The sequence below is a fragment of the Thiospirochaeta perfilievii genome, from assembly GCF_008329945.1.
Lineage (GTDB): Bacteria > Spirochaetota > Spirochaetia > DSM-2461 > DSM-2461 > Thiospirochaeta > Thiospirochaeta perfilievii.
Genome location: NZ_CP035807.1, coordinates 1,497,979 through 1,521,767, shown reverse-complemented (window position 1 = coordinate 1,521,767; position 23,789 = coordinate 1,497,979). Strand labels below are relative to the sequence as shown.

Sequence of the window (23,789 nt, the reverse complement as noted above, 5' to 3'; positions counted from 1 at the left end):
ATGAAAAAAGTTAATTTTTTAATTCTGTTATTTAGTATCTCTTTTATACTTATTGCCCAGGAGGACTCATTCTTTTTTGAAGATGATTTTAATATGGATGAGGAAGAGACTTCACTTATTATGGTGAACTCTGGTGGTTTAGCTGGTTTTAATACTCAATATATAGATGGTGAGTGGAGGGGTGCTGCATACCTGGATATAGATATAACAGGGGAGAGTTCATCCTTTGATATAATTGGTAACTTTGATGTTAAGCTAGAAAATTTTAATGACTTTTGTGATTTCCCCCTACAAAATAGTCCCTATAGAGCTTTTACATTTATAGATACCCTCTATATTCGATATTATAACTCTATGTTTGATCTAGAGGTAGGATTATTAAAACCAATTTGGGGTAACGCTGATGGGATACACGCTGTAGACCTTTTAAATCCCTTAGACTACTCCGATCCCTTTGGGACAAGTTATTTAGATAGTAAAATCTCCCAACAGATGGTAAAGGTAAATGTTCCAATAGGAGTTAATTCTCTTTTAGAAGTGTCCTATCTTCCTAGCTTTCAAGGGGATAATATTCCTTTAAGTGGAACTTGGACCCCAGCATATATAAAAAATATGGAAGAGACTATTTATCTTATGGCTTATCCAAGTATTTTAGAACAAGTTACAGCATCTTTACCAAATAACACTCCACAAAGTATTATTGAATCTAGTGCAGATCAACAGTCTAAAAATGCTGCATCTACGATAGTTTCTACTATTAACTTTGATGAAGCAGAGTATTTTATTGATAGCCAAGTTGCAGCAAGATTTACAACAAGTCTAAACTACATGGATTTAGGTTTTACCTACTACTACGGGTTCTTAAAGCAACCTACCTTAGACCCAGCAGATGTTCTTGAAAATTTAAGGCTTAATCTTATTTATAATAGGGTTCAAACAATAGGGTTTGATATAGCAGCTCAAATAGGCTCTTTTAATACAAAGGGAGAATTAGCATATAATCTAACAAATGACTTAGATGGAAGTGACCCTGCAGTAAATAACAACTCTGTAAAGTATATTCTAGGATTTGATATAAACCTTCCAATAAACAATATGAACATACTTCTTCAAGGTGTGGGAGATGTTATTTTAAGTAGTTCTAATATTGGAGTACTAGATCCACAATATAGTACTTCGGATGAGTATTGGACTTTATCAATTATGGGTAGAGTTTCAGATTCATATCTAAATGAAAAGCTCTCTCTAGAAATTACAGGTTCATACAGTATTGTTGATAGGGATTTTATGGCAAAACCAAAGGCTACTTATAGTATAAATGACAATAGTAAAATCTATGCTCAGTACCTACTATTAGAGGGTGGGGCTACAACTACATTTGGCCAGTATGACAATAATGATACCCTTACTATTGGCTTGGATTTTATATTCTAAAAAGGGGCTGTTGCAAAAGTCGATTAGACTTTCAACAGCCATTTTTAAACTTTTAACACTGTCATAAAAAAATGCTTGCAAACAAATAAAACATTATCTAATATTATCTAAATTACAAAAAGGAAATATTATGAAAAAAGTTATGTGTTGTTATGTGTTGTTAAGTGTTGTTATAATAATGTCTTGTCAACAAGAAACTAGTCTGTCTAATTTAGAATCATCAATTGGCCAACAATTAGACCCTGTCTCTATTGCAGTTAAATCTGGATCTATAGAGGATATTAAAAGCTTTTCAGCTGATGTCACTGTCTATTCAGGAAATAACAGGGAAATTGGTGGAATCACAGAGGAACAAAGGTACCGTTTATCAGTTAAAGAGATCGATGGAATTATTCATTCTCGAATAGATTACCCCACAGATATGTTCTCAGATGGTATTGCTCGAAGTTGTATTACAAATGAAAGAGATCTATTTATTTTCCAGTCAACTAGCAATAAATTAGAACAAAGGTATGAATTAAATTTATTAGAACCTGAAATGGGTTTTGAGGTTTTTGACAGTATGAATAAAATGTTCATTCAGGCTAGAATACCCAATTTTATAAACTTTAAGACTCAATTATATGACTTAACAAAAGATATAACTGTAGATGAAGAGAGCAATACTCTGCTAGTAAATATACCATCAAATAATCTAAAGCTTACTTTTGATTTAATTGATGAACTATTGATTGGATCAGAATCAGAGGAAATTTTAGAAGATGGAACAAATTTAACTACCACGACAGAATATGTATACCAGGAAGTAGATGGTGAAATGTTAAAAATTGGAGAAATAACTGAATCAAAATATGACCTAAATAAAAGTATCGACGCATCAGACTATGGTTTACCAATTATAGAATCTGAAGAAAATATTGAGGAAATGTCCCTTGAAGAGATTGATGATTTAGAAAATGAAGGTGGATTAGCATATGAAGTCATTCCAGTTATTGGAGATCCATCAGATCTAGATTATATAGAAACAGAAATTCAATTATATAGCGAAATCGATATCAACTCAGTTGATGAATCCTTATTAAGAATAGAGTGGTAGGTGATAATATGAAAAAAATAATTTTTATAATTAGTATAATTGTTTTATCTTCGCAGTTATTTTCAGAAGAGATAATATTTTTCCAAGGGATTATGAGTAAGCTAGGTGAACCTGATACTGTAACAGGAGAAATACCTAGAACTGATGAGACATCCATAGAAAGCCAAGTTGAATATGTTCATAATAAATATTTAAATAAAGACACAGTTGTTATAGCCCACAGCCAAGGGGGAGTGAGAGCACTAGGGTATGCTTATAAAGCCCAAAAAAATGTAAAAGCTCTAATAACTATAGGTTCTCCGGTTAAAGGGTATTCTCCATTAGTTGTAGGAGAGAATGTTCTAATGAGCAGAATTGATAAAGTAGTAGGGGACTTATCTGGTGGTTTAAGTGCATTATTATTAGGACCATATTCTATACCTCCTGTAAGATTAAACTCTAATAATGCCTTTGGTATAATGGATGCTTTTGGTTTTGAAGACCCTTTGTTAAATAATATAAAAACGGGTGAAATTTTTAATAAAGAAGGGATAAAAGATTTAAACCCTAATTCTGACTATTTTAAAAATTATGTTAACCCTAAACTCGCTCAAAAAAGTTTTAAAAAGCTAGTTAAATATAAAAAAAAGCTTGTTAGAAAAGTAAAGTATGTAAAAGTTGGATGGTTTCGAGTACCAAAAGTGTCATTTAGTTGGACCTATGGGTATAAATATGTAACAAAAAATTATGTAGTACCTCAAAATAGAATCGATAGTAGTATTCCTATTGGGTTTATTGTTGGGACTCAAAACGATCCTATTGAGTTCTTAGATAGTAAGGGACAACAAACAGCTAGAAAAGTCTCTTCGGGGTTAAGTATAGCTTTTGATGTAGGTAATGTTTTTCATACAGCTTATGGTGTTCTAACAAAACCTATATTTTGGACAAATACCAGTAGGAATTATTTTAGAAATGCAAAAGCTTGTAGAACAGCTAAAAGATTAGTAGCAAATCCTGAGAAGATTTTAGGTGATATATTCGGTTCAACAGCAAATGACTCTTTTATTTTAGAGTCTGATCAGAAACGTTCATTAACTGGATTAGGGGGAACCCCTATTGGGAAAAATGGAGAGTTTTATGTTAGAAAGAATGTAAACCATTTACAAGAGATGTCTGATGATGAGATTTGGGGTATTGGAGATAACTACAGTCTTTCGAAAGGAGCCTTTGATAAAGGTTCACAGATTGAAAAGTGGCTGTCTTATCAAAATATATATAAAACTAGTGGAACTGTTGTGAAATGATTAAAACTATTAAAATGTCAGGTAGAGTTATTCTACCTGTATTACTACTAATATTATTAAGCTCTTGTTCTCTCATATTAGATAAAATATTTAAAAAAGATGAAGAAATTAAGAATATCTCTATACCATTAAAATGGACATTGGATGTACGAACTACCAGTTCAAATAAAATCTTGGTGGTTGACAATATAGGGTATAGGAGAAACCCAAGGGAAGGCCTTATAGCTTTTTCTATGGAGAGCGGGGAACTTCTTTGGGATAAAACTGATAATATAGATATGTATAATAGCCCACTCTATGTTGGGGGACATATTATTGCTATTGATGGTTCATTACCAGAGCTTTTACTCTTAAATCCAACAACAGGAGAAGTAGAAAAGAGGATATTTTTAACATTAGATGGTGTAAACAGATACCCAGATAACGAGAAGAATCAGTTTATGCATTCTGGTTATTATATATTTTCAGTAGGAACTACACTTTATTGGGGTACGCGATATTGTGAAACCTCAGATGGTATTCCATTAGGATTAGTCTCTATTGATATTGTAGATGATGTAAAACTCAATAGTAGTAATGAAAATATAGGGACAATAACAGTACTACATGAAAACGACTTGAGTTATAAAGAGTCGATAGAAGGTTCTATATATATAGAAGATGATACAGCCTATTTTGGAAGTAATGCTTCTGATTTTAATAATGAATGGAGACCCAAATACTACGCTTTGGATCTAATAAAAGGTGATATTTTATGGGAAACTGAGGTCGACAAGTTATTTGGTGGTGGTGCACAGTATAACTTCTATAACCGTGGTGATAATCTATTTTTAAGTGATATAAGGGGGTTTGGATTAATAGATAAATCAACAGGAGAATTATTATATGAGGTTAGCCCTGGTTCTGGGGATGATTCAGGTGGTTTTGTTGTAGACAACCTATTTTACTCAACTAATGGTTCATTTTCGTATTCTGCGATACAGAGAGATAATGTTCAATGTGTCAACATGGATACAGGAGAGCAAGTATGGGGGGATTTGTCTATAGATTTCACTCTTGGTGCTAGACCAGTAGTATATGGTGGCTATCTATTTGTTGGTAGCCAAAAGAACTTTTATATTTTTGATGCTAAAGATGGTACTTTAGTTGCCAAAAGTTCTGATGTATATGGAGGATCTAACCAGTTTAATCACAACTTCATATATCAAGATAAGTATATGATATTAGATGGAGAAAGCAAAATATTTTGTATTGATCTAGAAGAGACCGTTAAGAGGATTAAATGAAAAAGCTTTTAACTCTATTTCTTGTCATATTACTTAGCTGCGATTTAGATGATAAAATCGATGAACCAACATTAAAGATTCGATCAGTTTTAGAAGTATCTACTACATCTGAAATTAAAGCAAAAGTATATTTAGAAGGGGTTAATGGGCAGGCTATAAATGGTGCTTTAGTGTACATATTAACCCCATATAATCAGATGAACCTATTGGATTTTGATTATGATATTGGGTGTTATACTGCATTTTTAGGTAGCCCTATTACAGGTACCTATAGTATAGCTGTAGAAAGTAGAGCTTATAAGGATTTAACAAGAGAAATAGATTTTGTAAATCTTGGAGAAGACTTAGATTTTATTTTAATCCAGGATGATTCAGGACATGATGCTCTCTATGGCCAGGATATTTCTTTGAATGGAAAATTGTCTATTACCTGGGATATTCTGAATAATATCTCTCTTTATCAAGTAAAAGTAACAAAACCAGATGGTACTGTGTATGAAGTATCTACCATAGAGAACTCTGTACTCTTAGACAATTCTGTTCTTGATGTAAAAGGGAACTATTCTATACAGTTATTAGCTCAATATATATATGGAGATCCTCTTTTTCAGAGTTTTGATTACTATGCTGTAAATGAATTATATAGTAGTAGGTTTTACTTTGAGGTTAATTAAACTTGAGTATATTGTTATATTGTTACTTTCTATTCTATCATGTAATTTAGATAAGGGTGCAACAGTAGAACCTATAGGAGAGATCATATTTCCATCTAATGAAGCTAGTTATAATAATGGCCAATTTATTAGCTTTAAAGCTTCATCCAATTCAAGTAATATCTCTTGGTATGATAAAAATGGTGAAATTTTATCTACAGAAAAAGCTTTTATTGTTGAAGCTTCAGAAGTTTTATCTGATGTTGAAATTAGAATGGGGACTCTTGTTTTAGACCGTATAAAGTTGAATATAGAAGATGGATCATTAGCTAATACATACATTATTACCAATAAAAAGATGGATATTCCTTTGGGTAGTATGGAGTTAGGATATTTTATATCTTTAGGTCCAGAAATTATGAATTTTGATCTGTCTCTTTCGTTGAATAATAAATCTACAAATAATAGAAGTTTTAGAGATATTAGAAGTATTGGAAATACATTTATAAAAGATGTAAATCTTACATTTAACAGAAGTGCAAAGATTATTAATAAAAGAAATTCTAATTTAAGTAGAAGTATAAATAACAAAACATATTTAATAGGTGACAAAAAGATTTCTTTGTAGCAGATATTAGTGGTTCTAACAATGGAGTCGCATACAATAAAGAATTTTCATTGCTATATAACGATTCTAATATATTGTGTTGGTGGGATAATGAGAACGATATGTCCTCTGATGTTATTACCGGATTAATTGAACAAGTTAGTTCTATATATTATAAAAAGGTTCTTACTATTTGGGGAAATGTATTAGATGTCGATTCAGATGATAAAATTAATATCTTATTCTCTAAGAATCTTAACGAGAGTAACATTGCAATTGGTTTTTTTAACCCAAATGATCTATATTTAAGAGATAAAAATATATCATCTAACTCATATAACCCATATTCTAATGAAGGGGAAGTTCTGTATTTAGGTGTCCCGGAAAATGATAACTTTTCATTTTCGATAAATTCCCTCTTAGCTACCTTTGTTCATGAATTTTGTCATTTAATTAATTTTGAGAAAAAGACATATTCTCAGTACCTACGAGGTAATTTGAATCCTCCAGTTATGGAGCTATTCTTAGATGAAGGTTTAGCACATTTAACAGAATCACTATGTGGATTGGGTGTTAGTGGTGGAAATATTGGTTTCTATGCAAAATATTTATCTGACCCTGCAGCAATCTCTTTGGTTCATAGTAATCATTTAGGTCAGTCAGATTCAGCAGGTAAAAGAGGAGCAGTTTCTGGTTTTTTGAGTTGGTTGTTTTGGGAGAAGGGAGGTTTATTTTTTAATGATTCTAATGAGATTGTTGATAATGGAGGTATTGCTTTTTTAGTAGATCTAGTAGTAAATCAACGGAATTCATGGGAGTCTATAGGAGCTACATATGGTATAGATTCAAATGTACTATTTGAGCAGTGGGTAAGTGACTTAGTAAAGAACGATCCATTTAACGGGATCTATGATCCATCTACTAGCGAGCCACTTAATTTAGATCCATGGATGGGTAGTTATAATATTAGCGAAACCATTAGTATCAATGTTGCTGGGGTTAATAAAAATAATCTATCATCTGATAATATAGAAATACTACCGTTCTCTTTTAAACCATGGAGGGTAGAAAATAGTGGCTTTCTTCTACTACAGGATATTTCTGGTGATTCATTTGTCAGATTATCAATTTATTAATAAAAGGTAAATTCGATTTATTTTTGAAGATTTTGAACTACCTCAATCTATTCTAGAAAAAAGTGAAAAAGGAGTGGGAGGATATACCGCATAATATAAACAGGTATACTTACAGAGAGGAAGTTAATGTCTATGAATATTATATATCTAGGTTATAGACTGGCAAGAAATGAAGTTGGAATCCCATTTTATCATACTCTAAGAAATACCGCTTAGGATTTAAAGTAGAAAACTATTTTAAATATTCTCATTTTATCTAGCACTACAATCTACTTTTGCAACAGTCCCTTTAGTTATTAAATGTATATTTTCTACTCCACTCTAGGGTCTTACCTGGCTCTATAGAGAAGGAGTGGAATACCTCCGGGGATACTACGTGGCTTTTACCCCATAAAGCAAACTTAGATGCTGGAAAGTTCTCATTACAGAGAATGGATTTATCTCCATTTGTTACGTTCCAAACAAAATTATCCGGTCTGTTTTTAAGTTTACTCTTTAGATATATTAGGTCATTATTCTCGTTAATATTTATCTTTTTATTCCCCTGAAGGGATAGGGGGCCTATAAGTTTTTTAGGGTATATTTTATTGTTTATATTTATCTCTGTATCTAATGATATCTTTCTATCCTGTAATTTTAAGAAGTTATGGTTATACTCTTCTGTTTTAATTGTGGAATGTCCATTGTTTTCTAAACTATAAAAAATTGTTAATACATTATCTTCTATAACTATGGTTTTTATATAATTGTAACTATAAGAGCCTACACTACAGTCTGTTTGTGAAAATGTAACTCTATCTTGGTAGCTCTTTATTTTTGTCTCAAATGGCCTAATATCATAATCTTTAAAAAAATTATACGGCTTTAAGGAGTTTCTTGTTAATGCTCCAACACCTATTTTCATAAACTCTTTCCCTGGTAGAGTCCTCCAGTATGATAGGGGAGTTGATATCCCAAACTCACTAATTAAACCCAGGCCTTCTGTCCCATGTTCGATCCCATTAGACTCTTTTCCTAAAAAAGTTGTATCTCCAATTGTTACCTGCTCTATAATTCCGGTCCAATCAAACCTTGCTTTTTTATATGTTGTGCCTGGTTTTAGTAAACTTAACTCCATAACACTATTTTTTAATATAATATTTTCCATAATTCTTATTCTACAGTATTTAATTAGTTATTGAAAATGAAATTTCATAAACTAGAATGATATATTCTTCTTAGGTTGTGACAAGGGAATCCTCTTTATAATGTATTACTCTATTTCGCCCACTATTTTTTGCTTGGTAAAGGGCTTTATCTGTCATAAGAAGAAGGTCTGAAAAAGAGTTATACGTCTCATTTATCGTTGAAATACCCATACTTATAGTAATATAATTACTTATTTTAGATGAGTTATGCTCAATTTTAGCTACGTCAATTGCAGCTTTTATTTTATTTGCTACAAACTCTGCCCCATATACATCTGTGAAACCTAAAATAATAAGAAATTCTTCACCACCATATCTAAATGCGTAGTCTGTATCTCTTGTTATTTGTTCCTGCAAAATACTACTAATTATTTTTAAGCAGTTATCTCCTTTTATATGGCCATAATAGTCATTATAATCCTTAAAGTAGTCTATATCTAACATTATAAGGGAGTAGGTCTGAACACCACGTTTCCATATATTGTGTACAGATTTTAACTTTTGTTCCATATAGTTTCTATTATATAGTCCGGTTAAATGGTCTATTCTCGTTAACTTTGTTAGCTTATCTTCCCTCTCTTGGGTATTTAATTTCTCTATCTCATAGGCCCTCTCTATAGTTATAAGTAGCAGAGCTAGAAAGAGGAAAACTAGGGGAAATAAGATTATCCATGGAGTTGTTGTTTGAATTTTATCATGGAAAATTAGCAATAGGGACTCTAATAGAGTTATTCCTAATATGTTTAGTGTAATCCTCTCCTTTCCAACTGTTAAATAGTTTAATAACATAAATATTAGTATTGTATATGTTATGTTTAGTGGAAAATACTCTACCTCTCTAAGCCATAAAACAGGTAGTATTAAGAAGATTAAGACATATATTCCTAACCTATGAATAATTGGTATAGAAACTTTTTTGTAACTTAAATAGGTTAGTGTGGTAAAATACGCTATTGCTATAATAAATAGGACATTACTTCTTATATCATTTTTATTTGTTAGTAAACTTATTATGGAAATAAGTGTACAAAAGGGCATAAACATTAAAAATATTTGCTCTCTTATAGAGTATGACTCCTCTTTTCTATCCACTTATGCTCCTAGTTATTAAAAGTATTAAGGTCTAATTATTTTTTAATTATTAGTTAGACCTCTTATACTTATCGTAAATTAGTGTCATATAATAAAGGGGTGAACCATTTATTTATAACATAAGTTTAAAATTTTAATAAATAAAGATGTTGTCAATAAATATTGCACCACCTTGAATCCCACTATGGATTACCAACCCAATACTATTTAATGATGTAGTATCAATCCCTGATGAAATATCTAACACAACTGTGTTCCACATGTTTGGAGTTAAGCTTGATGTAGTGTCAAATGTAAAATCTTTCATTGTTTCGTTTGCATCCATAACTCTAAATGTAAATGATTCAATACTACTTGTAGGATAAACATCTATTGAAATAATTTTATTGGTTGTGCTTGAAACATTAGTTGTTGCAAAAGTAATAGCATAAGACTCTTGTGGTGTTCCTGAAAATCCTGTTTTAGATACCATGTTTCCTAATACATACTCTTGACTATATCGAGCTGCACCCCACCACCAGGTTCCATACATAGATACATTGTTAACACTATTTCCACTGGATAAAGTAGAGGCATCACTAAATATCTTGTAGTAGGTCGTAGACGGTGGTATTGGGTTTGTAGCTTCTATTGTTGGATTTTCTGCTAGGGCGTTTCTATTCCATCCTCCAGTTGGGAGAATATTAACTATGTTATTTGAAGAGTCTAAATATTTTATATCCTTAAAGTGTATTGTTTCATTCTTTAAAATAGTATTAATACCTTTCATAGCAAATATTGTGGCTGTTTTATCTAATGGAGCGTTGGAAAATGGTGCTAAAGTTAGGTCTATTGTTACATCAACCCATCCTGCTGCCATATTTGTACCATTTGTCATATAATTATCTATAGTACTTCCTTCAATATCTCCACCTGCTTGCAACATAAACAACAGTTCAGATGCCTTAACGCTATCCGATTTAATTTTAAAAGATATATGATCAACACCAGATAAATCAAAAAAGTTAGTAGGATTCCAGTTGTAATAGTCTTGAGGTCTCATCCCGAGGGCAAATCCACCCATGTAATCTCCCCAATCATTAATATTTCCAGCTTTTGCTTCAAAGGCAAAGCCTTCAGAACCAAAGTCAATTACCCCTATATAAAATGTCTCCTCCCATCCAATGGCTAGAACATCCTTTGGTTCTATATTTTTGGCTGGAATTGTGAAATCAATACTCATATTAGGGTTAAATATTTTACTAAATAACTCTGAATAATCAGTGTTTGAATCTTCTCCGTTTGGTTCATCAATTATTGGATTGTCTGTATTCTCATTGAAATACTTATCCAATTGATCACATGAGTTTGATATTAATATCATTGTTGTTAATAAACTTACTCCTAATAGTCTTAAAAATGTAAACCTATTGTTGCTGTTCTCTTTTTGCATTTTAAACTCCTAAATTGTCAATTTTACTCTATTTTTGTGTAGTGTCTTATCCAGTCTATTTTCATATATTGGGGGAACACAGTTGAATCGTCAGGTGAATCCGTTAAATTACCCCCTATTGCAATATTAAATATTACATAAAAATTATTCCTAAATTCATTAAAAATAGGGTCTGATATATCTTTTCTAAAGTACTGAGTTCCATCAACCTTCCAAATTATCTCGGTTGCGTTCCACTCTATTTCAAAAATGTGGAAATCATCTGCAAATTTACCACTATTTAATGATATATGATCTGTATCATAAGCCCATGAAGTTGCTTTATTATCCACAGAGGTATCATAGTGGAGCGCACCTCCTAAAGTAGCATTTCCCCAATAACCATCCTTATTCCCTGCAAATCCTGTTTCTAGAATGTCTATCTCACCACAACTAGGCCATGGAGTAGTGCCTCCTGTTTCGTTTATGTTATCTCCGAGCATCCAAAATGCAGGCCAGATACCCTTACCATAGGGGAGTTGAATTTTTGCAGCGATCTTTCCATATTTAAAAACTTTACCATCAGACCCTGAGTTACCATTTTGACCACCAGGATTTGATATAACCCTTGCAGATGTATAGTTTCCAGGTGAATTTGGGAGACCTGTTTTTTTTTCTGCCTTAAGAATCATACATCCATCCTGCTCATAAGCTGTATTTGGGTCACCAGTGTACTGTTCCCACTCATTGTTAGGTGGATTTAGCCATATTTGTCTATGCCAAATGTTAGTATCAAAATTATTATCATCAAACTCATCTGACCACTGTAGCTCCCATTTATTAGGATCAATATAGAAATTATTAATGGTTAGGTTTGGTTCTTCTAAAACAATTTCTTCATTTGTATTACTTATTAGGTTTCCGTAATCGCAACTTATAAAAAAAATAGAAGATAAAAGTATTAATGTTGACGCAAACATCCCTTCTTTTGTAAAAATTAACAAAGGTCATTCCTCCTTGGAAGTTGTAAGACCTATTCTTATATAGAATTTCTAATCCGTCAAGAAATAGTTTGGTGAATACGTAAACAAACTAAAAAACAGCCATTGTAAAGTGTAATTGTTAATAATTCTTCTAAAATGAATATATGTTTTTATGGTTATTTTCTATGGGAAACTAATTGTATGGTTGTATTATATATTGAATTGTATGTTAAATTGTGTACCTTTATCTTTGTGATCTTTTATTGATATCTTTCCACCTTGTTTTAAAACACTGTTGTATATAATGTTTAGCCCTAAACCTGTATTTCCTTGATTTCTTTTTGTTGTATAGAAGGGTTCAAAAACTTTTTTGTGAAGCTTTTTAGGTATTCCAACTCCGTTGTCCGAATAGTTTACATCGATTTTTCCGCTTATAATCCTTCCTGATATTTTAATTAGTGGTTTAGGTATATTAATAAATCCATGAACTATGGAGTTGTTTATTAAATTTGTTAGGATTTGATAGAAACTTTTAGGATTCCCTATGAAATTAATGTTTTTATCTATATCTGTTTCAACTTTAATACCATTTAGTTTTGTTGAGTATTTTATTGATAGTAAAACATTTTCTACTAACTCTGATAAATTTAGCTCCTCATTATTAGTTGATTCTTGGTCAACTGAGAGTTGCTTAAATATGTTAACTAATTCTCCTGCTCTTTTTAATGAGCTTACACAAAGAGTACTACTATATAAACTATCATTAACAAAGATGTCTAAATCCTTCTTTTTTAGTCTACCTCCATCTATTTTTTCCATTAAATCTTTGGTGGTTTCCTCAATGTGGGACACTCCTGTAAGTGCAACACCTATTGGAGTGTTAATTTCATGGGCTACACCGGAAATTAAACTTCCTATAGATGCTAATTTTTCAGCTTCAATTAAATTATCCTGCGTCTCTTTTAACTCCTGAATAGTTTTATTTAGCTTTACCGTCTTTTTTTCTACTTCACTTTTAAGATGATTTTCTAATCTAAGGTTAAAGAGAAACTCTCCTGTCATTCTTGCTAACTCTCCAAGAATTTCCTTTTTCCATATAGGAAGTGGTTTCTTGGAGATTGAGTTGTCGCAACTTATCCATCCAACGGGCTTTTGTCCAGCGTAAAAAATCGATTTAGTATTCCAGCCCCTTCCAATAATTTCTCCATCATCGTAAAGATAGGTATCATGATTATATACTGCATAATTTTTAAAATCTAAACTCTCTTTATATGAGTCCTTCTCTGCCAAATACCCCTCGTAGCTACTTTGGTCAACAACCTCTCCCCATCTATTCGTTCCCCAAGTTCCCTTAATTTTACCGTTTTGTGAATCGAATAATAATATTCCAATTCTATCAATATTTAAAATCTTACGGGCCTTAATTATTAATGTTTTATATAGATCTTTTTCACTATTTATTGATATTAAATCTAAAAATAGCACATGTAGTAGGCGTTGACACTTTACAAATTCATCCCATTGACACTCTAAACTATCCTTTATCTCTATTAACCAGTGGTTTGTATTCTTGAATAGAGTTAAATTAATGGGGTAGGAGATTTTTGTGTTTTTTTTTATACAATTTTGACTCTCCATATCCTTATCTAAGTAAATATCTGGGAATAACTCCCTTATATCATCAAGTAGATCCAGGTTGAAAACCTTGTTGGCCTCTTTATTGAATATGCAGTTATTTCCCTCTATATCCATGATAATTGAAGGTTTTTTATTCAAAAAAAATATATCTGAAAGGGTGTTTATATAGTCGTCCAAATTAGCCTCATAAGGAATATATTAAATCTACACTCTGTTTAAATCAATCAAAAAAGAATTCTAAGAGAATATTTGACCTTTATCTAAGTACAATCTATTATTTAATTTAGTATAGGAGTTTTAATGAAATCACTAAATAGAATTAAAGAAGTATATAAGGATAAGGGTATTGTTACGCAACAGAAGGCACAAACTCTTTTTATTATCAATTTTTCCTTGTCTGTAGGTTTTGTGTTATTTGCACTAATTAGGTTTATTCAAGTTGACTTTATTGTTGGTGGAGTAGAGCTTTTTGTTGCAGCTGTATTAGCGGTAAATTCAATTTTAGTTGTAAGAAAAAGGTATTATTTAACAAGTAAGATAAGTGTAGTTTTTTTTACAGCCTGTGCTTGGGGTTTATATGCCTTGCAAGATAAAAAAGAGTTCAATGACATATATATGTACTCAACTTATATAACTGTTGTCTTAGTAATGGCCCCATTTTTATGTTATAGTAAGGTTCAGTTTAAAGGTATGATAATAAGTGCTTTATTAGGCCAATTACTCTTTTATATTTTATCTATTCCTATGTTAAAGGCTAGTGGTGAAGGTCTACAGATAGGGGCGTTTCTAATTTCATTTGTATTTTTAGCTTTAGGAGCTAACTTTGCCTACTTGATATTTAGAATGCAACAAAAAAACATGGATTTAATAAATAGTCAAAAGGAGAAGAGTGATAAGAGTTTATTATCAATTACCGACCTTTTTGACTCTACAAAGTCTGCTTTTAATATGGGAGAGGTTTTATTAGAGGCTGCTAAAAAAGCATCTACTAATAGTAATGATATTGCTACAGATATCTCTTCCCTTGAGGAGACAGTTTCTACTCTAATGAAGCATACGGAGATTGGACGAAACTCAAATGAAGAGCTAGATAGGACAAAAAGAGTTGTAGAGGAGAAGATCAATGCTCAAACTGCTGCAATTAAGGCTTCGTATAGTGCAACAAAAGAGATAACTACCCAAATTGAATATATGACATCAGATGCTCAAAGGAAGGGTGAAATATTAAATAAACTTTCAGAGTCTTCTAGTATGGGTACTAAGAAACTAGAGGAGACCCTTAATTCATTAAAAGCTCTATCCCAATCCACCGAAGAAATTTTATCCGTTGTAAATGTTATTCAAGGCATATCTAGTCGAACAAATCTTCTTGCTATGAATGCTGCCATTGAAGCAGCCCATGCTGGTGAAGCAGGTAAGGGCTTTGCTGTTGTAGCCGATGAAATAAGAAAGTTAGCAGAAGAGACAAGTCGAAACTCTAAAATAATTAAAGAGAGTATGACAGAGAATACTGCCCAGTTTAAAGTTTCTAATGATACAGCGGTAGAGTTGCATAAGGTATTTAATATTATAACCCAGCAGATTGATACTGTTTATGAGTCTTTTAGAGAGATTATTTCTGGTATGGGAACAATGTCTACCGAGACAAATAGGATTTTTTCTACAGTTAATAATGTACAGGAAGGAAATAAAGATGTTACTGATGCCTTAACAATTATGGATAGAGCAATTGACTCTATTGTTTCAATTATTCAAGGTATATATGAGTCGTCAAAAGAGGCAGATATTAGTGTCTCCCACCTTAAGGAGCTAAGTTCTTCAATAGTAAATGACTCTATTGAGTTAAAAGATATTGGCGAAGTTAACATGAATAACTTTCATAAGCTTGAAAAGGGATTTCAGAAGCTGTAGTATAGCTTTATGAATAAAATTTTATTGACTCTATTATTAAGCCTTGTGGTTGTCGTTTTTGGTGAAACATCTTTTGTTTCAGGTTTTTTAAATGATAACTACACAGGTTCTATGGAGAATGGAGTTAATGGTAGGTATATTGGTGCTGATGATTTTCTTACATTCTCTCTATTTGCAAAAAGTAAAAAAGATAAATTACAAATATCAGAGTATTATCAAGTAGTAACCTCAAGAAAATTTAATTATAGGTATGACTTAGTAGATACAATTGTTTCCTACGATTTTATGGTTAATGATTATATATTCTCTCCTTCAATATCTATTATATATAAGGCTAATTTAGGAGGGGAGTTGATTCAGAACGAAATTCATGACTATAGAGGCCTGCCTGCACTTTACGAAAGTTATGTAAAAGAAGAAGCTGCTAGCTCTATTGGTTTTAACTTATATTATAATATTGAATCAGTGGCCTTTGAAAACGATACTTTAAGAGGCCTATGGGATATGGAAGTTCCTACAGGAATAAAGCCTATATCAGGCAGTCTCTCCCTAGAGTATCTATTGGATTTTAAATATTTTCAAATTGATATTACCGGGGGGTATAAGCAGTATTTTAACATGGTTGACCAGTACTCTGATTTTATTAGGTCTGGATTCATTTTTGGTGGGCAGGGCGTTATTAAATTAATAAAGGATTTTACCATAAATATGGGCCTTTTCTTTTTTCCTGCACGTAATTTATCTAATGATCCATACTATTTTAGCCGGGAACACATTTACTCACCCCAGTTTTGGGTAAGTATAGGTATAAATGGAAACCATTATGGTGTTTCAGACATTGTTAATTATTAATAAAATTAAAAAGATCAATTCCTGAAGGGTAGTACTCCTTCCTATCTTCCCAAAATTTGGATGGTGAGAAGAGCTTTTCCAAGAAGCAGCATGCAGCTCCATGGGCAACAGCGAAGTCTCTTTTTTCTGAAAACTGTATTTGACAATCTACCTGATTATCATAGTTCCAGTTCCTCTGGATTTCGTCCCTTAAAATTGGTTTAAGCATAAATTGATAATCAGTAATATTTCCTTCAAAATATACTAAGGAGATATTTAGTGTGTTAACTAGGAGTGATATATTTCTAGATAGTTCCCTTAGAACCTTTTTTAATAAAACTTCATCATCTTGAATATTTTGAATCTCTTCAGGTTTTAAATCAAATTGGGATGGGTTCTCCTCGCTTTTATAGAGACTTTGAAACTCTCCTGCAGAAAAGTCCTCACCGTGTAAAATGCTCTCCTTAATCATTATACCAATACCAATAGCAATACCACTTTCATTTTTAGAGAGCCTTGTAGCCTTTCGGAACTCCCCTAAAATACAAATAAAATTTCGTGTTCGGTTATTCTCTGAGGGTATTTGTTGAGTATAACAACAACAGTTTGCATCATTCTCTACAAGTATAGGGAATGGGTACTTATCTAGTTTTTGGTATATTTTTACAGGCGTATCAATGCCCAATGGGTTTGACCTGTAAATAATACCTTCGTAGGGATTTATCACACCTGAAACACCTAGAGTTGCTCCAATAATATTGTATTGACGTCTTTTACAAATAGAAACTGAAGAATCTATTACAAACTCTATTAGTTCTTGGAAACTTTCAAGAGAGTCATTATTCTGAAACTTGTTAGTAACTAAAATGTTCCCCTTTAAGTCTGTTATGCAGATTGCTGAAAACGATGTATGGATCTCAATCCCAATAACAACTCCAAACTTTTCGTTTATAGATAGAACTTCGGCTTTTCGGCCGCCCTGTTGCCCACTAGCTTGTTTTTCAACTGCTACAATTATATTGTTCTCAATCATTGGTGTTAATAGTTTAGTAATAGTCGATTTGTTTAGACCTAGCTCTTTAGAGATTAACGTTCTACTTGTTGAATCATGCTGCCAGACTGTTTGTAACACCCTAGAAGCATTATATGAGTATTGAGTTTGCATTTTTAAATCCTATTCCATAAACCTTTACGAGTCAATGGTTGGTTTCTTTTAGCAACAAACCATATAAGTAAAATATGTGTTTTTATACTAAGCAAACTATTTATTCCCTAATTTGCTATTTAAAGCTTGACGATAATCTATTTTCAGATTTAGTATGTTTGAGTAAGAAAGAAACTAACTATGGATTAAGTCTATTTTTTTTAGGCCCTATATATAATTTTAAAGGAAGAGATATGTTAAAAAAGATTATGTTGGCGCAAACAATACTTTTGTTTGTAGTTGTTAGCGGGTTTAGTTTGACCACTACAGAAAAAAAGCCTGTACCATCTCCATGGAATGAGAGTATGGCTGAAGCTTCTGCTAATAGAATAAAACCGCCAGTTGGTGAAGTGACTCCTGTTTATTGGGTTGATGAAATACCTGTTATCGATGGGATTTTTGGGGAGTGGGAAGGTTTTGATGGACCAACAACAAGGGTTGTTGTATTAGGTTCTAGTCATGATCCAAAAGATGGTGAGGCTCGGTTTGTTTTAAAAACTGATGGTTCTACACTTTTTATCTATTCTAGAGTAACTGATGACATAGTAAATGAGAATAAACTTTCTGGAAGTATGGCCTGGAGGGGAGACTCTGTCGAGATGTTTATTGGTATAGATACCTCATCCCATAAGAAATATAAGATGACAGATAACCAGATAAGATTAGTTCCTGTAAGTAAAGACGATCCCTTTGCTTTTGAAGTTTCAATAAATGATGTTACAAAAACATCCCAAGTTTCTGCTGCTTTTTCTTATAACGAAGATGGATATGAGGTAGAAGCTGCAATTCCCCTTTCAATACTAATGATAAAAGAGTTAAAGCCTGGTCAGAAGATTAAGTGTGAGTTTCAGTTAAATGATGCTGATGACACAGAGAGGGATAGATTAGTTCACTGGATGAGTGAAAAGGATGACCCATGGAATGATGCCTCTGTATGGGGTAAGGGTCAAGTTGTTAAAAAAGGTGAGGAGTAAAGATGAGAACAATAAATAGAGTAATATTACTACTTCTACTTGCCTTAATTGGTTTTCAGACTGTTGCACAGGTGAATAAAGTAGAGATAAAACAGGATGACAACGGTTTTAGGCTGTTTGTAGATAAAAAGCCATTTGAAGTCAAGGGTGTAGTATGGGCATTTACTCCAATAGGAGAGAAATATACCTATGATTTATGGTCCCAGTCTGATGAGTTTATTAAAAGAATGATAGATACAGATGCGGAGCTAATGAAGCAGATTGGTGTCAATTCGATTCGTGTTTTTAGTGAAGTTCCTGCTAGATGGATAGAGTATCTATATTTTCAACATGGTATCTACACAATAGTAAACTACACATTTGGTAGATATGGGGTAACAGTTAATGGAAAGTGGCATGCTAGAACAGATTATTCAGATTTTTATACTCGAGAAGCCATTAAAGAAGAGGCATTTAGAGTAATTAAAGATTATAGAAATACTCCCGGGGTCTTAATGTTTATGTTTGGTAACGAAAATAACTACGGGCTAGAGTGGGAGAGTGATAATATTGAAAACCTTCCTACGGGACAACGTATGGAGGCTCGAGCGGGATATCTTTATAGCCTTTATGAAGAGGTTTTGGAAGTTGCTAGAAGACTTGACCATAATCACCCATCTGGAATAGTAAATGGGGATATTCAGTACTTAAATATAATCGAAGCATTAGTTCCAAGTATGAAAATTATGGGTGTTAATACCTATAGGGGTAGTGAAGCCTCTGACCTATTTTACAAGAGTATTCAAGGATTGAATGTTCCTGTTGTTTTTACCGAGTTTGGGGCTGATGCATACAATACAAAAACAGATACAGAAGACCAATATCACCAAGCTCAATATATTAGAGATCAGTGGAAAGAGATCTATTCTCAAAGTTATGGTAAGGGTAAGTATCAAAATGCTGTAGGTGGATTTGTCTTTGAATGGATTGATGAGTGGTGGAAAAATGGTTTAGATAGCCACTTAGATGTGCATGCTACAGTTGGTTCCTGGACAAATGGTGGTTATAGATTTGATGCCGAGACAGGAACTCCAAATATGAACGAAGAGTGGTTTGGTATTGTTGCCCAGAGCCAATTAAAAAAAGCCGGTATTAATAGAAGAATCCCTAGAGCTGCATTTTATACCTTAGGTGATATATGGTCACTTTCAATGTACGACAGTACTCCCGAAGAGGTAGAAGAGCATTTTGCTAAAATTGATCCTATAAAATTTGTATCTTTAGGTGAAGCAAATGTTACCAAAAATGAACAGAAATTAGACTTTGTTTCTATTGATGGTATTAAGTTAGACCTTAATTTCTCTGAATCATTTTCCAACCTTGAAGTTCAAGCAGCTAAAGATAGCAATCCAGCTCTATATCAACTTCCAGAGTTAACAGAGAGAAGGTCTGAGGAGTTAACATTAACATTTGGGTTTAAGCCTGTGGAAAATTTAACAGGAGATGTAAGTGTTAAGTTTCGTGGTTCTACATATGACCCCCTATTTACTGATCCTAATGTAAATCAAGAACCTGTTCAGCTATATAGTGGTTCATTTGAGTATACAAATCCACTTTTTGACATTAACGGTTATTTTCATACAGGGCTTGCTGATTGGTATCTTGAAGGTGACTATTTTAATATGATGCCTGAATCATTTGATATGGATGGTATGGATTTAAATGGTTCGTTAGCTCCCTACGGTCTAATGTTTACAGGTAATGGTTCATTAGATGGTCTTAAAATATATGCTGGTCCTGAAATATATTATGGAGCAAGACCCCAAGCAATTGCTAAGTATACAAAGGATATGAATAGCGGAACAGCTCAGTATGGTTTTGCAGCTTTAATACAGCAGGATTTTGATGTCAAAGAGATTGAAGTTGGGGAGAACACCACTCAATCTGCAAGCTTGTCCGGTCATTTTGAAATGTATCCATATGTTGATGTTATTGCAGGTGGTTATTTTGCTGGGTCTGACAAAGTAGGAGAGACATATTCTACTGATGGTGGTTTAAGCAGTAAAGAGATAACTTTGTTAGATTCATTATCAGGGAAAGTAGACTTATCTACAAAGATTTTTAGATATACAGAGCTTTATGGTAGATATGTCTATTCAGGTCTTGTTGCTGATACAAATGCAATGATGGCAAGGGGTGGTTTATTTAAAGCAGATAGTGGTCTTGGTAATAGGCAGGAAATTAATATCGGAGCGAAGATTGTTTATTCCGATTTAACATTTGATATTGTGGGAAGAAGTATCTCTCCTTTAGTTGGCCCAGATACTTCAGGTAATAGAAACCCATTAACAGCTCCATTTTATGTGTATCACAACCGTGAAACTCTAGAAGGTGAAATGGTTATTACCTTTGACCCAACAGGAGCAACTTGGTTTCATGACTGGAATGCATTTGATATAGAAGAAGCAAAATTCGCTGGATCTATATCCCTTCTATATATCTTGTCCACAGGAGTCTCTGATATAGGGAAGTTTAAGGCTAACTCTACAACAGAGTATGCATTTTCCTCTCCAATGGAAGCATGTGAAAACCTTTGGTCTGTAAAGTTAAAAACAATAAGTAATCCTCTACCCCAGTTTAAAATCGGTTTTGACTACTTCATTGGTGTACAACAGAGTTTTGGTACTGATTTAGTTCCTTTAGATGATGGTTCTAACAGATTAACTCGTTCAATGGGAGCTGATCTAAAAGTTAAATATAACAAACTAGCTCTAGAGGGGAATATATTGCTAAATGGTTGGGGTTTTGAGAACTCTAATGAGTGGCAAAGAGATTGGAATATTACATACCCATTACAGTGGAAAGTCGATTTAGCATACTTTTTTGATAAACCTAAATTCTCAGTTTCAACATCAAAAATTGGAATTTTTGCTAGGCAAAAAACATATAGTGAATACTCAGATATAGCCGACGCTACTCGAGAGTATGATATGGAAATAGGTATTTACAGTAGCATGAGCTACTAAAATAATATAAAAAAATTAGGAGATTTTGATGAAAAAAAAGAACTTTTTTATTGTGTTTTTAGTATTGTTTTCACTACTAATTACTTCATGTGATCTGTTGTTCCCAGCTGATGATGGAGTAACTGTTGATAAAAGCATATTAGTAGCAGCTATAGGAAATGCTAACACATTATTAGAAGGAACTACTGTTGGTTCTGATGTTGGAAATGTGCCTGCTGATGCTGCTTCGGCTTACGATGATGCTATAACTGTAGCTGAGGGCGTTAATGAAGATTCAGGAGTAACACAAACTGATGTAAACGCTGCTGTAACCACTCTAGCTACTGCAACCGTAGCATTTAATGATGCAATTATTACTCAGCAGAGTTTAGAAGATTCAGAGTTGGCAAGTGCTAAAGCTGATCTAACAGCAGCTTTAGCAACTGCGGATGTTTTAGGTGGAAGTGTTGGGACAGCTTTTGTTGTAGGTGGCATATCTATAGCCGATTCTGCTAACTTCTCTATAGCGAGGGGCGTTGTGGTTGCTCTACTTGCTGATGATCGGCCAACAGCTCCTACTTTACAGGAATTAAATGATGCAATAGTGGCTCTAGCTACAGCAACTGAGGTTTTTGAAGCTGCTAGATATACGCAGTTTGACATCGATTTATTCAACTTTGAAGCTGATCTAACTTTAGCTCAAGCATTACATGATGCTGCTGTAGAGGGTACAGCTAGTGGTGAGTATGGTGTTGGTTCAAAAGAAACTTTCCAAACAGCTCTAGATGCTGTAATTGTTTCAAAAGATGCAGCTATAACTATTGCAGATATAGATGCTGCAAAAGTAGCTTTAAACACTGCAATAGCTGACTTTAAAGCTACTATTTCTTATGTTTTTACTACTATATATAACTTTGATGAAGATCCAGCTCCAGAGGTTGTTGCAGATTCTGGTTCAATAACTTCAATTGATGTTGATCCATTAGATAATACAAATAACGTACTTAAAGTAATTAAACCAGTAGATGCGGCAGCATGGGCTTTAGCAATAATAGATACTAGAGCGTTTAATGTAGGTTCTACTGCAGTATTTGAGTTAAAACTATACTCACCAGCTGTAGGACAGAAGTTTACATTTAAAATTGAGGGTGCAGCTGCAGGTTATCAGGAAGTTGTTGCTTATACCACTACTTCAAGCGAATGGGAAACTTTAAGTTTTGATTTTGGTACTTTAAATGAAGGCCAAAATAAACTTGTTTTAATTCCTAACCATGACGGTGTTATGACAGAAGAAGAAACTTATTATATTGATGATATTACTTATTCAGAAACACAAGTACATAAATTATTCCAGCCAATTGCTGATGCTGAAGTATCACTTACTTCTCATCCATTTGGTACAGAGCCAGGTAATACAGAAGTAGAATCTGATTACACTGCATATGCAGAAGCAATAACTGCAGCACAGGCTGTAATGGATAATCCTGCTTCAACTGACGCTGAAATAGAAGCTGCTGTAACAACTCTTGCTGATGCAACAACTGCTTTTAATGCTGCAAGTCGAATACCTAATGCTTTTATCTTTGATCAATATGTATGGGCGTCAACAGAAACAGAAAATTTTGCAGGTACAACTGATTTATGGAACTCGGGTTCTACTCATTCAGATGCCACAGATCAAGTATATAATCCAGCATTAATGGTTGTTTCTGGTACTGGTTGGGGTGATGTTGCAGTTGCTGCATTTGTAGGATATACAGCAGGTGATTTTACAGATAAAACTGCTATATCTTTTAAAATGAAAACAACTGATTATTCTGAAGTTGTTGTTAAAATGGATCTTGCTACTAATGCAGAGTTAACTTTTGTAATTGCTGATTACGGAACAGATCTTGGTAATGGTTGGACTCAAGTAGAAATTCCACTAAGCGTTTTTGGCGATATGTCAGCGACAAACCAGTTTGGTATTTTTTGCTGGGGTGCAGGTACTTTCTATTTAACTGATGTTGCATTTTCAGTTAACTAAAACTTTTTAAGCAAAGCATATTTTATTTTCCTTTCTGGGTCTTCGGACCCAGA

General features: G+C 33.1%; 18 protein-coding genes. 12 read left to right on the top strand and 6 right to left on the bottom strand.

Annotation, left to right across the window (positions count from 1 at the left end; all coding sequences use genetic code 11):
* The 7 genes from EW093_RS06895 to EW093_RS06865 all read left to right on the top strand — a co-directional run bounded on the left by EW093_RS06895 (window position 1) and on the right by EW093_RS06865 (window position 7,495).
* Complete coding sequence (locus EW093_RS06895) at window positions 1-1,434, top strand: hypothetical protein (protein WP_149567683.1); 1,434 nt, start codon at window positions 1-3, stop codon at window positions 1,432-1,434.
* A 130-nt stretch (window positions 1,435-1,564) separates the two neighbouring features.
* A complete protein-coding gene (locus EW093_RS06890) occupies window positions 1,565-2,530 on the top strand; it encodes a hypothetical protein (protein ID WP_149567682.1) in 966 nt (321 codons plus the stop codon).
* 8 nt (window positions 2,531-2,538) lie between these two features.
* Window positions 2,539-3,813 carry an alpha/beta hydrolase family protein gene (locus tag EW093_RS06885; RefSeq protein ID WP_149567681.1) on the top strand — a complete coding sequence of 425 codons (1,275 nt, stop codon included), beginning with the start codon at window positions 2,539-2,541 and terminating at the stop codon, window positions 3,811-3,813.
* Window positions 3,810-5,099 carry an outer membrane protein assembly factor BamB family protein gene (locus tag EW093_RS06880; protein ID WP_149567680.1) on the top strand — a complete coding sequence of 430 codons (1,290 nt, stop codon included), beginning with the start codon at window positions 3,810-3,812 and terminating at the stop codon, window positions 5,097-5,099. Before EW093_RS06885 ends, EW093_RS06880 begins: the two co-directional genes overlap by 4 nt.
* On the top strand, window positions 5,096-5,773 hold the full coding sequence (locus EW093_RS06875) for a hypothetical protein (protein ID WP_149567679.1): 678 nt from the start codon (window positions 5,096-5,098) through the stop codon (window positions 5,771-5,773). Before EW093_RS06880 ends, EW093_RS06875 begins: the two co-directional genes overlap by 4 nt.
* On the top strand, window positions 5,760-6,380 hold the full coding sequence (locus EW093_RS06870; RefSeq protein WP_149567678.1) for a hypothetical protein: 621 nt from the start codon (window positions 5,760-5,762) through the stop codon (window positions 6,378-6,380). Before EW093_RS06875 ends, EW093_RS06870 begins: the two co-directional genes overlap by 14 nt.
* Window positions 6,381-6,454: 74 nt before the next feature.
* Window positions 6,455-7,495: a hypothetical protein gene (locus EW093_RS06865; protein WP_149567677.1), complete on the top strand. Its 1,041-nt coding sequence runs from the start codon at window positions 6,455-6,457 to the stop codon at window positions 7,493-7,495.
* A 289-nt stretch (window positions 7,496-7,784) separates the two neighbouring features.
* On the opposite strand, the gene EW093_RS06860 is transcribed toward EW093_RS06865, so the two are convergent.
* The 5 genes from EW093_RS06860 to EW093_RS06840 form a co-directional block, all read right to left on the bottom strand.
* Complete coding sequence (locus EW093_RS06860) at window positions 7,785-8,642, bottom strand: hypothetical protein (RefSeq protein WP_149567676.1); 858 nt, start codon at window positions 8,640-8,642, stop codon at window positions 7,785-7,787.
* A gap of 70 nt (window positions 8,643-8,712) precedes the next feature.
* A complete protein-coding gene (locus EW093_RS06855) occupies window positions 8,713-9,774 on the bottom strand; it encodes a GGDEF domain-containing protein (RefSeq protein WP_149567675.1) in 1,062 nt (353 codons plus the stop codon).
* Window positions 9,775-9,907: 133 nt separating this feature from the next.
* Complete coding sequence (locus tag EW093_RS06850) at window positions 9,908-11,206, bottom strand: hypothetical protein (RefSeq protein WP_149567674.1); 1,299 nt, start codon at window positions 11,204-11,206, stop codon at window positions 9,908-9,910.
* Window positions 11,207-11,229: 23 nt separating this feature from the next.
* Complete coding sequence (locus tag EW093_RS06845) at window positions 11,230-12,189, bottom strand: glycoside hydrolase family 16 protein (protein ID WP_149567673.1); 960 nt, start codon at window positions 12,187-12,189, stop codon at window positions 11,230-11,232.
* A 189-nt stretch (window positions 12,190-12,378) separates the two neighbouring features.
* Window positions 12,379-13,944 carry a sensor histidine kinase gene (locus EW093_RS06840; protein WP_149567672.1) on the bottom strand — a complete coding sequence of 522 codons (1,566 nt, stop codon included), beginning with the start codon at window positions 13,942-13,944 and terminating at the stop codon, window positions 12,379-12,381.
* Between the two features lie 162 nt (window positions 13,945-14,106).
* On the opposite strand from EW093_RS06840, the gene EW093_RS06835 reads away from it, so the two are divergent.
* A complete protein-coding gene (locus tag EW093_RS06835) occupies window positions 14,107-15,717 on the top strand; it encodes a methyl-accepting chemotaxis protein (protein WP_149567671.1) in 1,611 nt (536 codons plus the stop codon).
* Between the two features lie 9 nt (window positions 15,718-15,726).
* Window positions 15,727-16,569, top strand: coding sequence for a hypothetical protein (locus tag EW093_RS06830; RefSeq protein WP_149567670.1), 843 nt, complete (start codon window positions 15,727-15,729; stop codon window positions 16,567-16,569).
* Here EW093_RS06830 and EW093_RS06825 read toward each other — a convergent pair.
* Window positions 16,559-17,713 (bottom strand): ROK family protein, encoded by a 1,155-nt coding sequence (locus tag EW093_RS06825; protein ID WP_149567669.1) that lies wholly within the window; start codon window positions 17,711-17,713, stop codon window positions 16,559-16,561. The genes EW093_RS06830 and EW093_RS06825 overlap by 11 nt on opposite strands.
* 233 nt (window positions 17,714-17,946) lie before the next feature.
* Here EW093_RS06825 and EW093_RS06820 point away from each other — a divergent pair, with 233 nt between their 5' ends.
* Genes EW093_RS06820 through EW093_RS06810 form a run of 3 tightly spaced genes read left to right on the top strand, consistent with a single transcriptional unit; the run spans window position 17,947 to window position 23,736 of the window.
* Window positions 17,947-18,726: a sugar-binding protein gene (locus EW093_RS06820; RefSeq protein WP_187759865.1), complete on the top strand. Its 780-nt coding sequence runs from the start codon at window positions 17,947-17,949 to the stop codon at window positions 18,724-18,726.
* 2 nt (window positions 18,727-18,728) lie between these two features.
* Entirely contained in the window at window positions 18,729-21,731 is a 3,003-nt protein-coding gene (locus tag EW093_RS06815) for a glycoside hydrolase family 2 TIM barrel-domain containing protein (RefSeq protein ID WP_149567667.1), read from the top strand.
* 28 nt (window positions 21,732-21,759) lie between these two features.
* Complete coding sequence (locus EW093_RS06810) at window positions 21,760-23,736, top strand: FIVAR domain-containing protein (RefSeq protein WP_149567666.1); 1,977 nt, start codon at window positions 21,760-21,762, stop codon at window positions 23,734-23,736.
* Window positions 23,737-23,789: the final 53 nt, after the last annotated feature.